This is a genomic window from Actinoplanes sp. SE50/110, assembly GCF_900119315.1.
Lineage (GTDB): Bacteria > Actinomycetota > Actinomycetes > Mycobacteriales > Micromonosporaceae > Actinoplanes.
The window spans coordinates 6,130,471-6,143,860 of sequence record NZ_LT827010.1 but is presented as its reverse complement, the minus strand read 5'-3'; the positions used below and the strand labels follow the sequence as shown (position 1 = coordinate 6,143,860).

Sequence of the window (13,390 nt, the reverse complement as noted above, 5' to 3'; positions counted from 1 at the left end):
AGGGGGCCGGGCAGTGCGAGCGGGCCGGGCAGCGCGAGCGGGCCGGGCAGCGCGAGCGGGCCGGGCAGCGCGAGCGGGCCGGGTTGCGGCCCGTCCCGTGCAGCGATTCGGTGTGGCTGCGCAGGGCCAGCGGCTGGACCGTTCTGGGGGACGGTGACGAAGGTGCCGCGGCCCGGTGGGCGCCCAGCCGGCCCTCCATGGCGAGTGCGCTGATCGCCCGGCGCCGGCTGGAGCGGGCCGCGCTGTACGCCGTGGCCCGCCTGCGTTCGGCGGGGAGCAGGGCGCTCGGAGAGCAGGTTGAGCAGCTGCGTTTCGACCACGTAGTACTCGGAGACCCGCGTACTCGGAGACCCGCCCGTGTTCGGCAACGCCACCGCGAACAGCTTCGACCGGCACACGGCCGAACCCTGCAGGCCCGGCCGTGTGCCGCTGGAGGTTCGCCGGACGCGCGGGCCTAGGTGGTGCGGCGCCGCCGCAGGAACACGAAGATGCCGGCGCCGAGGAGCACCAGCACCCCGATTCCGGCGGCCAGGCCCAGCCACGGGCCGTTCCCCTTGTCCTGCGAGGGTGCCGCCGGAGCCGCCACGGTCACCGCCGGGACCACGCTGACCGCCGCGATCGGCGCGTCGGAGGCGGCCGCGGAGGGGCTGGCCTGGGCCACGGCCACCGTGAACGTGTACGAACTCTTGATCACGTCACCGTCGTCCGCGGTCAGCTGGTACGCCACGGTGTACTTCCCGTTGCCCAGTGGCGTCCCGAAACTCACCGTAACCGACTTCCCGGTCACCACCGGCTCGGCCACCGCGGCCCCGTCCGGTCCGGTAACGGTCAGTTTGGTGGTCGCCGGGTCGAGTTTCTCCAGGAAGGTCAGCTTCACCTCGGCGGGCGCCGCCGTGACCGTCGCGTTTTTCGCCGGCACCGCCCCCACCAGCGGATTGTGCGCCAACGCCGGCGCCGCCGGCACCAGCACCGCCACGATCGCGGCCAGAACAACCATCAGGCGTTTCGTCATGATGTCAGCGATTCTCTCTCTGCAGGTTGTCGGTTAGTCGCCGCATCCAGCCTCCCGGTTCCCGCCCGTCCCCCTCTCGTGAATCACCGTCACGGTCAAGATCAACTTCGATTGCCGGTACGTGATGGCACCTCTTAGTCGTTTCTTACCCGCACCGCCTGGCCGGTCTTAGACACGTGGGCGACTCTCGTACCAGGCCCCTCAGCCTCCACTGCCAAGCTACGGAGAGTTCCCCCCATGTCCGACGAGAAGCCCACCACCCCGATCCCGGTGACCCCGGCGCACGCCGAACCGGTCGCCGAACCCGTCGCCGAGCCGGTGGCGGAGCCGGTGGCCGCCACCCCGGCCGCTCAGCCGCCCTACGTCTCCACGGTCGCCGGTGGGCAGCCCGCGACCCCGCCCCCGCCCCCGCCGCCCGGCTGGGCCTACGTGCCCGCGGGTGCCCAGCTCCCGCCGCCCCCGCCGGGCTACGCCTACGTCCCGGCCGGCCCGCAGCAGTCGCCGCGCACCCCGTGGCGTGGCCGTCGCGTCCCGCTGCTGACCACCGTTGCCGCCCTGCTCCTGGGCTGCCTGCTCGGCGTCGGCGTCACCGCGGTCGCCGGTTTCGCCTTCGGTCACCACCGGGACGGCGGCGGCCACGGCCAGTTCAACGGCCGGGGCGGCGACGGCCGGGGCGGTTCCGGGCGGGGCGGCGACGGGCGCGGCAACGGCCCCTACGGCAACCGGGGCGGCTTCGAGGGCAACCGCGGCGGTGACTTCGGCCCGGGGCAGCGCGGCAATGGGCGTACGCCCGACAATCAGACCGTGCCGGTCAACCCGCCGTCGGGCGCGCCGCAGTCCGCGACCCCGACGCCGAGCGCGTCCCGCTGACCGCCGGTTGGCGCGGCCGCGGCCGCACCCCGGCAGGGTTCGGCGGCGGACCCGGCCACGCCGGGACCGGAGCCCGGCCGCCTGGCGAAACCACGAAACGCCGCAGACCGCCCGGAAGGATCCGGACGGCCTGCGGCGTCAGAGAAAGGCGTCAGAGAAACGGCGTCAGCGGGAAGACGTCAGAGAAACGGCGTCAGCGAGAAGGCGTCAGCGGAAGACGTCACCGAGGAAGCGCCCGAGAGCAGGCGCCAGAGAGGAGCGTCAGAGAAGGTCAGCGAACCGTGACGTTGAACAGCGGGCTGGCGGCCAGCTTGCGGAACGAGGCGAGCGACGCCGGCGAGCTGTCGATGCTGATGTCACGGTCGCCGTACAGGTCCTTCTTGGTGTCGAAGTAGACGATCGCCTTGATCGCCGGCCGCTTGGCCAGCTCCGGCAGCACGCTGTTGAACACCGCGGACTTGTTCACGACCTTGCCGACCCGGTGGTAGGCGCCCCACTCGGCGACCATCATCGGCTTGCCCGGGTGGTTGCGCACCGCCCAGTCGTAGAAGCCGACGCCGCCCTTGGCCTTACGGTCCAGCAGGTCGGCGAACACGCCGGCGTGGTAGTAGTTCTTCTCCGCGCTGACGTACGAGTCCAGGCCGATCCAGTCGACCACGTCGTTGCCCGGGTAGAGGTCCTTCCACCAGGACTGGGCCATCCACTTCTCGTTGCCCATGTACGCGACGACGCTGACCGCGTTGCTCACGCCGTCGGCGCGCAGCCGCTGGATCACGTGCCGGAACGAGGCGGCGAAGTCCTTGGCGGTCATCCCGGAACCGGCGGTCGGGATCACGTCGTCCTCCGGCTCGTGGTTGAGGACCAGGTAGAACTTCTCCGGGAACTTGGTCTTGATCCGCTGGGCGAACGCGTCGATCCGCTTGTCCTCCTTGCCGGCGGCGACCCCGGCCCAGGTGGTGCCGTACTCGACGCGCCAGTTCATCAGCAGGACCCGCGGGTGCGCCTTGTCCCGGGCCATCGCGATCTCCGCGTCGGTCGGGAACTTCTCGTCACCCTTGTGGTACGTGTGGAAGATCGTCGCGGTGCGGCCGCTCGCCCGCTCCCAGGCGCGGTGCTCCACCTCGCGCGGCTTGCCGGTGAAGCCGCCGGCCGCGGCGCCCCACAGCACGCCGCAGGTCGGGACCAGCTTGGCGCCGGTGACGCACTCCTTGGTGGTGGTCTTGGCGGTGGTCGGCGCGGCCTGGGCCGAGGCCGGCGCGGCCGTCGCGATGCCGAGGCCGGCAGCGAGAGCGGCGAGCGTCAGTACGGTCTTGCGCAGCGTCGAGCGCTTCACAGTGAATCTCCCCCGAGTTGTCCAGCGGTGTTGCCCGCCGGGCATGGGAAGAAGATTCCGGGAACGCGGTTGTCACGACGGTGCCCGTGAAGGTGCCCGCCGGTTGCTGTTCTCCGGGCCGCCGCCGCGGCCCGGAGAATCGCTCAAGGGTCAGTAGTCGGCCGCCTCCGGGTGGTCTTGAGAAATCGCCGTCAGCACTTCTGCCAGGCGACGTGGTAGACGGTGTCCAGGTTGCCGTCGGAGGAGTCCATGCTCAGGAAGCTGGTCGCCTTGCGCGACGACCAGCCGGGGTTGACCCGCAGCTCGACGTTGACGTTCAGGTACCGCTGCTCGCCGCACGGCAGGAAGGAGAACGACCCGACCTCGACCTTGTCGGTCTGCTGCCAGTCGTTGTCCATCCAGCCCTTGAAGTTGTGCGGGATCCGGGTGGAGTGCGACTCGCCCTGGAAGTAGTAGAACGCCGTCTCCGACCCGGTCGCCCCCTCCTCGAGGTGGCCGAATCCGCGGTAGTCGGCCCCGGCCACCGCGTAGGTGTAGCCGGACGGCACGTGCACGTCGAGCGCCAGCTGGCAGTTCTTCCGGTAGTCGGTGGGTTTCGCGTCCGGCCCGGTCTGCGCGGTGAAGTCGCTGTAGGTGACGGTGAACGCGGTGTTGTCCGGGGAGACCTGCACGTTCGCGCTCTTGCCGGAGCAGCCCGACCCGTTCGCCGCCACCACCCCGATGATCATCTTGTCGGTCGGTGGCGGCGCGCCGTGCCACGCGGTGGCCGGGGCCCCGGCCAGGGATGTGGCGAGCAGGACGCCCGCGGTGATCGTGTGCAACATCGATGTCCTCCTGAAATCGGGCAGATACGCCTGAAAATGGAACGTACTTTTCGGCCCGCCCGGAGTCCGGAATTTAGCGTGGCGACCCGCTCCATTTGTCCGATTGGCGCAGGGGGAGCCCGGCCGTCCGGGCAGAAAATGTCCGTTTCCGGGACAGGGGGTTACCGGGGTGGTAATCGACGTGATGTCCGTCTCGGTGCCATCGTCGGGGCATGACAATCAAGGACATCTTCCTGGACGCGTTCGGCCGTTTCGCGGCCGGCGACGTCGACGTGCTGCGTCAGGTGATCCGCGACGACTTCGTCAACCACGACCCGGACACCCCGCGTGACAAGGACGGTTTCATTGACGCCACGATCAACGGCCCGATCGGGTCGTCGACCCTCGACCTCAAGCGGGTGATCGCCGACGACATCTTCGTGGTCGCCCACTACCGGCTGGTCCCGGCCGGCGGCGGGCTCGGCGAGGCGGTGGCGGACGTCTGGCGCTTCGAGGGCGACCTGATCGTCGAGCACTGGGACGTCGCCCAGCCGGTGACCGCTCCCGATCAGGTGTGACGGGGGTGTCGGAATGTGAACGACCTGCGTCGATCGTTGCGCGGATAGTGCACATAGTCTATCGGTAAGATAGGTTCCCGCGCATGCGCAAGATGGTTCCCGTGTCGGCCCTGTCCGTCGCCGTGCTGCTCGCCGGCTGCAACGGCGGAGGTGGTGGTGACCCCACCACCTCCACCGCGGCCTTCGATCCGAAGACCTGTCAGGGCGGCACGCTCACCGTGCTCAACCAGGGTGGGATCAACCACCTGGACCCGGCCCGGCTCTACACCTCCGGCGGCGGCAACCTGCCCTCCCTGCTGTTCCGCACGCTGACCACCCGCAACCGGCAGCCCGGCGAGGCCGGCACCAAGCCCGCCCCCGATCTGGCCACCGACCTGGGCACCCCGTCCGACGGCGCCAAGACCTGGACGTACCACCTGCGCGACGGCGTCCAGTTCGAGGACGGCACGCCGATCACCGCGGCCGACGTGAAGTACGGCATCGAGCGGTCGTTCGCCCCCGAGCTGCCCGGCGGCGCGCCCTACCTGCGTGACTGGCTGCAGGGCGCGGCCGACTACCAGGGGCCGTACAAGCAGCCCGACGGGATCAAGGCGATCGAGACCCCGGACGACAAGACGATCGTCTTCCGGCTGAGCAAGCCCGAGGGCGACTTCCCGTTCCTGGCCACCGCCACCCAGTTCGCCCCGGTGCCCAAGGCCAAGGACACCGGTGCCGAGTACGAGAAGCACCCGGTCTCCTCCGGGCCGTACCAGGTCGAGTCGTACGAGCCGAAGAAGTCCCTGGTCCTGGTCCGCAACCCGCACTGGTCCAGCCAGGTCGACGCGCTGCGCTACGCCTGCCCGGACCGGATCGAGGTGACCTCCGGGCTGGACTCCGCGGTGATCAACCAGCGGATCTCCACCGGGGCCGGCGCCGACGCGAACGCGGTCACCACCGACGCGGTGGTCGGTCCGGAGCAGCTGGCGCAGCTGGGCACCGGGTCGGGGCTGGACAAGCGGGTCACCCGCGGGGAGTTCCCGTCGACCACGTATCTCGCCTTCAACACCAAGAAGGCGCCGTTCGACAACCCCAAGGTGCGCGAGGCGCTGTCGTACGCGGTCAATCGCACCTCGGTGGTCAACGCGCTGGGCGGTTCCGCGGTGGTCGGTCCGTCCACCACCTTCCTGCCCCCGCAGAAGGCGCTCGGCTACCAGCCGTACGACTGGTTCCCGGCCGGCGACACCGGCAACCCGGACAAGGCCAGGCAGGTGCTCGCCGAGGCCGGCCTGAGCAACCTGACCATCGAGCTGGCCCACGAGAACGACGACAGCGAGGGCGTCGGCCCCAAGGTCGCCTCCGCCGTCCAGGAAGCGTTCAAGCAGGCCGGCATCACCGTCAAGCTGACCGCGATCGACACCGCCACCTACCGCGACGTGACCGGCAAGCCGGCCACCCAGCCCGGCCTGTCGCTGCAGACCTGGGGTGCCGACTGGCCGTCCGGCGGCCCGTTCCTGATCCCGATCTTCGACGGCCGGCAGATCATCACCGCGGGCGGCAACTTCAACCTGGCCCAGTACAACGACCCCGCGGTGAACGCCGAGATCGACGCGATCAACGCGCTCACCGACCCGGCCGCCGCGGCCCAGCGCTGGGGCGCCCTGGACGCCAAGCTCGGCAAGCAGGCCCTGGTCCTGCCGCTGACCCACGAGAAGGACGTCTACCTGGTCGGGAAGAACGTCAAGAACGCGTACGCCGACGGGTGGCGCGGGCAGCTGGACATCGCCCGGATCTCGGTCAAGTGATCCGTGCGCTGCTGCGCGACCGCGGCTTCGTCGCGGGTGCGGTGATCGCGGCCGGCATGGTGCTGGTCGCGCTCACCGCACCGCTGCTGGCCGCGCTCGCCGGGCAGGACTACACGACCTACCACGACGCGCTGCTCGACTCGGCGCGCGGCGGCGTGCCGCTCGGCTCGTTCGGCGGGGTCAGCGGTGAGCACTGGCTCGGCGTCGAACCGGGCACCGGCCGTGACCTGTTCGCCCGCCTGGTCTACGGCGCCCAGGTGTCGGTCGGTGTCGCGGTCGGCGCCACCATCCTCGAAGTGCTGCTCGGCGTCGGCGTCGGCATCGCCGCCGGGCTCGGCGGCCGGTGGGCCGACGGTGTGCTGAGCCGGGTGATCGACCTGGTGCTGTCCGTCCCGGCGCTGGTCATGGCGATCTCGCTGCTGGCCATCGTGCCGCAGGACTGGCCCCGGCCGGTGCTGCTGGCCACCGTGATCGCGGTGCTCGGCTGGGGCGGCACCGCCCGGATCAGCCGCGGCGAGACGCTCACCCTGCGCACCCGCGACTTCGTGGCGGCCGCCCAGGTGGCCGGGGCGCCGTGGTGGCGGGTGGCCCGGCGGGAGATCCTGCCCGGGCTGACCGCGCCGGTGCTCACCTACGCCGCCCTGCTGCTGCCCACCAACATGGTGGCCGAGGCCGGGCTGTCCTTCCTGGGGGTCGGGGTCCGCCCGCCGACCCCGTCCTGGGGCCAGATGCTGTCCAGTGCGACCACCTGGTTCCGCGCCGATCCGGCGTACGTCCTACTCCCGGGGTTGCTCTTGTTCCTCACCCTGCTCTCCTTCGTGCTGGTCGCCAACGGCCTGCGACGGGTCTTCGACCCCCGGCAGCGGGAGGTCCTGCGATGATCGGCCACCTCGCGCGCCGGATCGTCGGCGGTGTGCTCGTGCTGCTGGCGCTCTCCGCGCTGGTCTACACGCTGTTCTACCTGGCCCCGTCCGACCCGGCGACGCTGGCCTGCGGCAAGGGCTGCACCCCGGAACGGCTCGCCGACGTGCGCGCCGCGATGGGGCTGGCCGACCCGGTCCTCACCCAGTACCGGCATTTCCTGCAGGGCATCCTGGTGGGCCGGGACTACTCGCTCGGCCCGAGCGTGCGGCACTGCCCGGCACCCTGTCTCGGCTACTCCTTCGAGACCTCGCAGCCGGTCACCGGCCTGCTGCTGGACCGCCTGCCGGTCTCGTTCTCGCTGGCGATCGGCGCCGAGATCCTGTCGCTGATCATCGGGATCGGCGCCGGCCTGCTCTCCGGCGCCCGGCGGTTCCGCTGGCTGGACCGGATCGTCAACGGGCTGATCCTGGCCGGCTACTCGATCCCGGTCTTCCTGGTCGGTCTGCTGCTGCTCCTGCTCTTCTGCGTGCACCTGCAGTGGCTGCCGTTCCCCGGATACGTCCCGATCACCACCGACCCGCTGCTCTGGGCGCAGAACCTGCTGCTCCCGTGGGTGTCGCTCGCGGTGATCCAGACCGCGGCGTACGCCCGGCTGACCCGCTCCGGCCTGCAGGAGAGCCTGGCCGAGGACCACATCCGGACCGCCCGCGCCTACGGCATCCCGGAACGCCGGATCCTCTGGCGCCGGGCCCTGCGCGGGGCACTGCTGCCGCTGGTCACCCTCACCGCGGTCGACGTCGCCGCGATCATGACGAGCGCGGTACTCACCGAGACCATGTTCGGGCTGCCCGGCGTCGGCCAGCTGCTGGTCGGCGCGGTCAACCAGATCGACCTGCCGGTGGTCGTCGGGGTCACGCTGCTCACCGGTGTCATCATCGTGGTCGCCAACACGGCCGCCGACCTGCTCTACGCCGCCGTCGATCCCCGGGTGCAACTGCGATGACACTGCTGACCGTGACCGATCTGAAGGTGTCCTTCGGCGACCGGAAGGCCGTGGACGGCCTCAGTTTCGCCATCCCGGCCGGGGGTTCCCTGGGAATCGTCGGCGAATCCGGATCCGGCAAGAGCACCGCGGCCCTCGCGCTGCTCGGCCTCACCGGCGGCGCCGTCTCCGGCCGCATCGATTTCGGCGGTACGGATCTGGTGGTCGCCGATCCCCGCCCGTTCCGCGGCGCGCGGATCGCGATGGTGTTCCAGGAGCCGCTGACCGCGCTCAACCCGTTCCAGACGGTGGGGTCGCAGATCGCCGAGGTGTACCGGCTGCACACCGGGGCGTCCCGGCGCGAAGCCAGAGCCCGGGCCGTGGAAGTGCTCGGGCAGGTGCACATCCCCGACCCGGCGCGGCGGGCCGGTGCGTACCCGCACGAATTCTCCGGCGGGATGCGGCAGCGCGCGCTGATCGCGATGGCGATCGCCTGCCGTCCGGAACTGATCGTCGCGGACGAGCCGACGACCGCCCTCGACGTGACCGTGCAGGCGCAGATCCTCGACCTGCTCGACGAGGTGCGGGCCACCACCGGGGCGGCCCTGCTGCTGATCAGCCACGACCTCGGGGTGGTGGCCGGCTCCACCGAGCAGGTGGTGGTGATGCGGCACGGGACGGCGGTGGAGACCGGGGCCACGGAAACCGTGCTGCGCACGCCACGGCACGCGTACACCCGGGCGCTGCTCGACGCGGCGCCGCGACCCGGGGGGCGCGTCTACGTACCCGGTGCGCCACTGCTGGAGTTGCGGGACGTCCACAAGCACTTCAAGAAACCGCGACGGCCCGCCATCCGTGCCGTCGACGGCGTCACCGTGACGGTGCATGCCGGCGAGACGCTCGGCGTCGTCGGCGAATCCGGCACCGGCAAGACCACCCTGGCCCGGATGATGGTCGGCCTGGTGCCGCCGACCAGCGGAACCGTCACCTTCGACGGGGTCGACATCGCGCGGCGGCGCGGACGCTCGGTGCAGATGGTGTTCCAGGACCCGCTGTCGTCGCTCAACCCCCGACGGACCGTGGGGGAGAGCATCGCCGACCCGCTGCGGCTGCGGGGCGACCGCGACCCGCGCCGGAGAGTGTGCGAGCTGCTCGAACGCGTCGGGCTGTCGGCATCCGAATACGACCGCTACCCGCACCAGCTTTCCGGGGGCATGCGGCAGCGGGTCGGGATCGCCCGGGCGGTCGCCCCGGCACCCCGGCTGATCGTCTGCGACGAACCGGTGTCGTCGCTCGACGTGACCACCCAGGCGCAGGTGCTCACCCTGCTCGAGGAACTGCGCGCCGAACTCGGGCTGGCCCTGGTGTTCGTCTCGCACGACCTGGCCGTGCTGCGCCGCATCGCCGACCGGATCGCGGTCCTCAAGGACGGGAGGGTGGTCGAGATCGGGCCGACCACGCGGGTGTATGAGCAGCCGGAGCATCCCTACACCGAAGAGCTGCTGGCGGCCGCGCACCGCCTACACGCGGGAGTGGCGGTCGGCGAGCATCGCGCAGAATAGGGCACCCTGCTCGATGGCGTCGTCCAGCGCCACGTGGCTGTGCGGGAAGTCGCCGAACCAGCGGCGCGGCATCGCCCGTTTCACCGTCGCCCGGAAATCCGAGCCGAGCACCGCCATCGCATACGACTTGATGTCCAGCGCGGAATGCGAGAACGGGCTCGTCCCGGTGAACCGGATCAGATACCAGTAGACGAACATGAAGTCGAAGCCGGCCGGATACCCGACGAAGACCGGCCGGCCCGGCAGCGCCTCCAGCCAGCCGCGGTAACGCTCCAGGGCGACAGCCGGATCCTCCGGATCCTGGCGGCACGCCGCCCAGGCGGCCGGCTGGGACGCCCACCACTTCATCGTCGCCGGATGCCCGGCCGCCCCCGGCAGCGTCGCCAGGTTCGCACTGAACGTGCCGACCAGCGAGCCGTCCCGCAGATACGCCGCCGAGCCGAAACTCAGCATCGAATGCGGGCCCGGAATCGGCCCGTCCGTCTCCACGTCCGTGCTGACGTAAACCTCCGCGCGTGCCATGCCGCCAACCTAGAGCCCCGTCTCGCCCCCGGGCCACCGGATTGATGGCGGGGGCTAGGGTGGGCGACCTACAGACGGGAGCGCGATGATGCGAGTGGGACGACTGGCCGTGACCGGCGTGGCCCTGGTGGCCCTCACCGGGCTCACCGCCTGCAACGACAAGGCCGAGGCGCCGGCCGCGCAGCAGGAGTCCGCCCCCGCCGCCGTGGCCGCACCCACCGGCGCCGCCAAGGAGCTCGCCGCGGCGGCGACCAAACTCACCGCCACCAGTGGCAAGGTCCACATGACGATGGCCGGCGGCCTGTCCGGCAACGGCTCCTTCGACACCGCCGAGAAGGTCGTCGACATGAGGATGACGATGCCCGGCCTCGGCGACGTCAGCGTCCGCCAGATCGGCACCGACATGTGGATGAGGTTCGGCGGTGCCGCCGCCAAGACCTTCGCCGGCGGCAAATGGATGCACATCGACGCCGGCAGGATGCCCGCGAGCAGCTCGCTGAGCATGGCGAAGAACGACCCCCGCAACTCGGCGAAGATGCTGGCCGCCAGCACGGACGTGGCGAAGACCGGCCCGCACGCCTACACCGGCACGATCGACATCAGCAAGACGACGACGCTGACCACCGACATGCTCAAGGCCCTGGAGGGCAGGAACACGAAGGTGCCGTTCACCGCCGAGGTCGACGGCGGCGGCTACCTCAGCCGGATGAGCCTCGACATGGATGCGGTCACCCCCGGCGCCGGCAAGATCGTCGCGGAGTATTCCGGGATCGGCACTCCGGTCAGCGTCGCCGCCCCGGCCCCGGCCGAGACGGTCGAAATGCCCGACACGGCCCTCAAGGCCATGGGCGGCTGATCCCGCACCTGGCAGCGTCGATGAGGTTCACCGAGCTCACCTGGGCCGACGTCGACCCCGACCGGCACCCCTTCGACCCGGACACCGTGCTCGACGTGGTGCGCGCGGTGGCCCCGGCGGGCGGCGTGCCCGCCCCCTATCGACATGAGCGCGGCGTGTTCGACGCTGCCGCCGACCGGGCGCGCTGGGACTGGCAGCGGGCGATGGGCGCCGCGCTCGTCGACCACTACGGTCCGTGGGCCCTCGGCTGGAACGCCGAGATCGCCGGCCGCGCCGCCGACGGTGCGCTGGTGCTGCGCTGGAGCGGCGCCCGGGACTCGATCACGACGCCGGAGGAGACGCTGGCCGCCGTCGCCGGCTCGCTGCTGGACTGGCGGACCTTCCTCGAAGAGGTGGCCGAGTTCCTCCCGCGCCACCTGCCCCTGCCGGCCGAGCCCCGAGCGGCCGCCGCCGCCTGGGAAGCCGCCATCACCTCGCTGGTCGCGATGGTGGCCGCCCGGTCCGGCGCCGACGAACACTGGTATCCGGTCTGCGCACAGACCCTCAGGTGGTTCCTCGCCGTCGCCGGGGTGCCGGCCGCCGAGCACGACGCGCTCATCGACGTCGCGATCGGCGGCCGGTACTTCAGCTTCGTCTTCCCGCTGGGCGCGGAGGTGGCCGACGTCGCGGAATCAGTGGCGGCGGCGGTCACCGGCACCACACCGGCCCCGGACGACCTGTGGCCCGAGACGTGGCCGCAGGACTGGCCGAACTGGCGCGGCCGGCACCTGCCCGCCGCCAGCCACGTGCCGCGGGTCCCGGCGCCGGTGGTCGTCGACGCACTCGCCGTCTGGCGGCGGGTCCGGCAGCAGGCCCGCTGGGAACGCGCCGACCGGGTCACCGGGCCGGCGCGCGCCGCCCGCGACGGCATCGCCGAGCACTTCGCCAAACGGGGATCCGGCGCCGCCCACCTCCTCGCCGCCCTGGAGCTGGTACGTGCCGACGCGGCGGGGGGCGGCCCCCTGACCTTCGCGCGCCTGGAGACCTGGCAGCGCGAGGTGCTCGGCGTCGCCGCCGCCCGGTTCCGCGCGGTGTCCGCCTGGGCGAGAGCCGGAGCCGAACACTACCCGTACCGCGACGACCTGCCGGACTCCTTCGCGGCCTGCCTCGCGGAGGCCACCGACCCGGCCGTGCCCCTACCGGCCCGGGCCGCCCGGGTCTACCTCGACATCGTGCACTTCCACCCGTTCGCCGACGGCAACGCCCGCTCGGCGGCGCTCGCGGTGTACTTCGTCCTCGCCCGCGAGGGCGTGGTGCTGTCCCGCGCGGCACCGCTGCTGATGACCCGCTGGCCGGCCTCCGTTCCCGGCAACGCCGAGGGGCTGGCGGCCGTCATCGCCCTGCTCATCAGACAGACCGGTCGGCTTCAGAGGTGACCGGTCGACCGGGCCGTGGTGAGCCGGCGTGCCGCTTCGCCTCAGGAGAGCTGGCCGTTGTAGTCGGGCAGCTTGAAGGTGCGGTCGGCATGGCCGCCCTGCAGGTCGCTGACGTTGTTGCCGACGTTGGCCACGATGCGGTAGCCGCGGTTCTCGATCGCGATCCGGGCGTTCGTCTTGAGCGTCGCATCCGGGTCGAAGTCGAACCATGGGCGCAGGTAGATGTCGGTGACCGGGTATCCGGCGGTCCGCAGGTTCTGCCGGGTCTGCCAGGCCAGGAGCTGGGGGCGGGCGGTGACGAAGAAGACGGCGGCGCCCGCGGCTTCGGCCTGCCGGGCGAGGGCGAGGACCGGTGCGGTCGCCGGCGAGATCAGGCCCGGGTGGTAGGTGGTCTCCAGCGCGGTGTTGTCGATGTCGAGCACGATCGCGGCCCGGATCGCCGGGTCGGGCAGGCGGGTGTCGAGGTACTCCTGGGCGGTGCCGGTCACGGCGGTGACGTCGGAGATCCAGGTGCCGTACGGCGGCAGGGCCTGCGCGGCGGCGGCGGACGCCGGCGTGCCGGAGGCCGCGGCCGGGGTGGCCGGGGCGGCCTGGGCGGCGGCGGGCAGGGCGAGAGCGAGGGACGCGCAGGCGAGTAGCGACGCCAGTCCGGGGCCGGGGTTTCGTCTCATGGGGATCAACCTAGAGCGTTCGCTGCATTGAACACCATAGATGACTTTCGGTCGGTCGAAAGATGCCGGCGAACGCCGGTAACAACTTCGGCTCGGCCGAACATCTGCTGGGTGTAGGCCGAGCGAAAGAGAGATCCATGA

Annotated in this window: 13 protein-coding genes; 8 read left to right on the top strand and 5 right to left on the bottom strand. The window is 71.5% G+C overall.

Annotation, left to right across the window (positions count from 1 at the left end):
* Positions 1–454 precede the first annotated feature (454 nt).
* Positions 455–1,012: a copper resistance CopC family protein gene (locus tag ACSP50_RS27490; RefSeq protein ID WP_014692575.1), complete on the bottom strand. Its 558-nt coding sequence runs from the start codon at positions 1,010–1,012 to the stop codon at positions 455–457.
* Between the two features lie 237 nt (positions 1,013–1,249).
* Between ACSP50_RS27490 and ACSP50_RS27485 the strand changes: the two genes are divergently transcribed.
* Complete coding sequence (locus tag ACSP50_RS27485; RefSeq protein ID WP_014692574.1) at positions 1,250–1,882, top strand: hypothetical protein; 633 nt, start codon at positions 1,250–1,252, stop codon at positions 1,880–1,882.
* Between the two features lie 271 nt (positions 1,883–2,153).
* Here the strand turns inward: ACSP50_RS27485 and ACSP50_RS27480 are convergent, their stop codons facing one another.
* Positions 2,154–3,215 carry a glycoside hydrolase family 26 protein gene (locus ACSP50_RS27480; protein ID WP_014692573.1) on the bottom strand — a complete coding sequence of 354 codons (1,062 nt, stop codon included), beginning with the start codon at positions 3,213–3,215 and terminating at the stop codon, positions 2,154–2,156.
* Between the two features lie 191 nt (positions 3,216–3,406).
* The gene (locus ACSP50_RS27475) at positions 3,407–4,039 is read right to left on the bottom strand and encodes a DUF4360 domain-containing protein (RefSeq protein ID WP_014692572.1); all 633 of its coding nucleotides are present in this window, start codon (positions 4,037–4,039) and stop codon (positions 3,407–3,409) included.
* Positions 4,040–4,251: 212 nt separating this feature from the next.
* On the opposite strand from ACSP50_RS27475, the gene ACSP50_RS27470 reads away from it, so the two are divergent.
* The 5 genes from ACSP50_RS27470 (at position 4,252) to ACSP50_RS27450 (ending at position 9,785) form a co-directional block, all read left to right on the top strand.
* Complete coding sequence (locus ACSP50_RS27470) at positions 4,252–4,596, top strand: nuclear transport factor 2 family protein (RefSeq protein ID WP_014692571.1); 345 nt, start codon at positions 4,252–4,254, stop codon at positions 4,594–4,596.
* 83 nt (positions 4,597–4,679) lie between these two features.
* Entirely contained in the window at positions 4,680–6,377 is a 1,698-nt protein-coding gene (locus ACSP50_RS27465; RefSeq protein WP_014692570.1) for an ABC transporter substrate-binding protein, read from the top strand.
* Entirely contained in the window at positions 6,374–7,258 is an 885-nt protein-coding gene (locus tag ACSP50_RS27460) for an ABC transporter permease (RefSeq protein ID WP_014692569.1), read from the top strand. Before ACSP50_RS27465 ends, ACSP50_RS27460 begins: the two co-directional genes overlap by 4 nt.
* Complete coding sequence (locus tag ACSP50_RS27455; RefSeq protein WP_014692568.1) at positions 7,255–8,244, top strand: ABC transporter permease; 990 nt, start codon at positions 7,255–7,257, stop codon at positions 8,242–8,244. The genes ACSP50_RS27460 and ACSP50_RS27455 overlap by 4 nt, the downstream gene beginning before the upstream one ends.
* A complete protein-coding gene (locus tag ACSP50_RS27450) occupies positions 8,241–9,785 on the top strand; it encodes an ABC transporter ATP-binding protein (RefSeq protein WP_014692567.1) in 1,545 nt (514 codons plus the stop codon). Before ACSP50_RS27455 ends, ACSP50_RS27450 begins: the two co-directional genes overlap by 4 nt.
* Here the strand turns inward: ACSP50_RS27450 and ACSP50_RS27445 are convergent.
* The gene (locus ACSP50_RS27445; protein WP_014692566.1) at positions 9,744–10,307 is read right to left on the bottom strand and encodes an exonuclease; all 564 of its coding nucleotides are present in this window, start codon (positions 10,305–10,307) and stop codon (positions 9,744–9,746) included. The two genes, ACSP50_RS27450 and ACSP50_RS27445, sit on opposite strands and share 42 nt — an antisense overlap.
* Positions 10,308–10,395: 88 nt before the next feature.
* Between ACSP50_RS27445 and ACSP50_RS27440 the strand changes: the two genes are divergently transcribed.
* Positions 10,396–11,163 (top strand): hypothetical protein, encoded by a 768-nt coding sequence (locus tag ACSP50_RS27440; protein WP_014692565.1) that lies wholly within the window; start codon positions 10,396–10,398, stop codon positions 11,161–11,163.
* A 20-nt stretch (positions 11,164–11,183) separates the two neighbouring features.
* Entirely contained in the window at positions 11,184–12,578 is a 1,395-nt protein-coding gene (locus tag ACSP50_RS42330; RefSeq protein WP_014692564.1) for a Fic family protein, read from the top strand.
* Positions 12,579–12,619: 41 nt separating this feature from the next.
* Here ACSP50_RS42330 and ACSP50_RS27430 read toward each other — a convergent pair whose 3' ends face one another.
* Positions 12,620–13,249, bottom strand: coding sequence for an HAD family acid phosphatase (locus ACSP50_RS27430; protein WP_014692563.1), 630 nt, complete (start codon positions 13,247–13,249; stop codon positions 12,620–12,622).
* Between the last annotated feature and the right edge of the window lie 141 nt (positions 13,250–13,390).

Bases quoted from the DNA above. Each gene is read 5' to 3' on its own strand.
- ACSP50_RS27490 (WP_014692575.1), bottom strand. From the start codon at position 1,012: ATGACGAAACGCCTGATGGTTGTTCTGGCCGCGATCGTGGCGGTGCTG.
- ACSP50_RS27485 (WP_014692574.1), top strand. From the start codon at position 1,250: ATGTCCGACGAGAAGCCCACCACCCCGATCCCGGTGACCCCGGCGCAC.
- ACSP50_RS27475 (WP_014692572.1), bottom strand. From the start codon at position 4,039: ATGTTGCACACGATCACCGCGGGCGTCCTGCTCGCCACATCCCTGGCC.
- ACSP50_RS27470 (WP_014692571.1), top strand. From the start codon at position 4,252: ATGACAATCAAGGACATCTTCCTGGACGCGTTCGGCCGTTTCGCGGCC.
- ACSP50_RS27465 (WP_014692570.1), top strand. From the start codon at position 4,680: ATGCGCAAGATGGTTCCCGTGTCGGCCCTGTCCGTCGCCGTGCTGCTC.
- ACSP50_RS27455 (WP_014692568.1), top strand. From the start codon at position 7,255: ATGATCGGCCACCTCGCGCGCCGGATCGTCGGCGGTGTGCTCGTGCTG.
- ACSP50_RS27450 (WP_014692567.1), top strand. From the start codon at position 8,241: ATGACACTGCTGACCGTGACCGATCTGAAGGTGTCCTTCGGCGACCGG.
- ACSP50_RS27445 (WP_014692566.1), bottom strand. From the start codon at position 10,307: ATGGCACGCGCGGAGGTTTACGTCAGCACGGACGTGGAGACGGACGGG.
- ACSP50_RS27440 (WP_014692565.1), top strand. From the start codon at position 10,396: ATGCGAGTGGGACGACTGGCCGTGACCGGCGTGGCCCTGGTGGCCCTC.
- ACSP50_RS42330 (WP_014692564.1), top strand. From the start codon at position 11,184: ATGAGGTTCACCGAGCTCACCTGGGCCGACGTCGACCCCGACCGGCAC.
- ACSP50_RS27430 (WP_014692563.1), bottom strand. From the start codon at position 13,249: ATGAGACGAAACCCCGGCCCCGGACTGGCGTCGCTACTCGCCTGCGCG.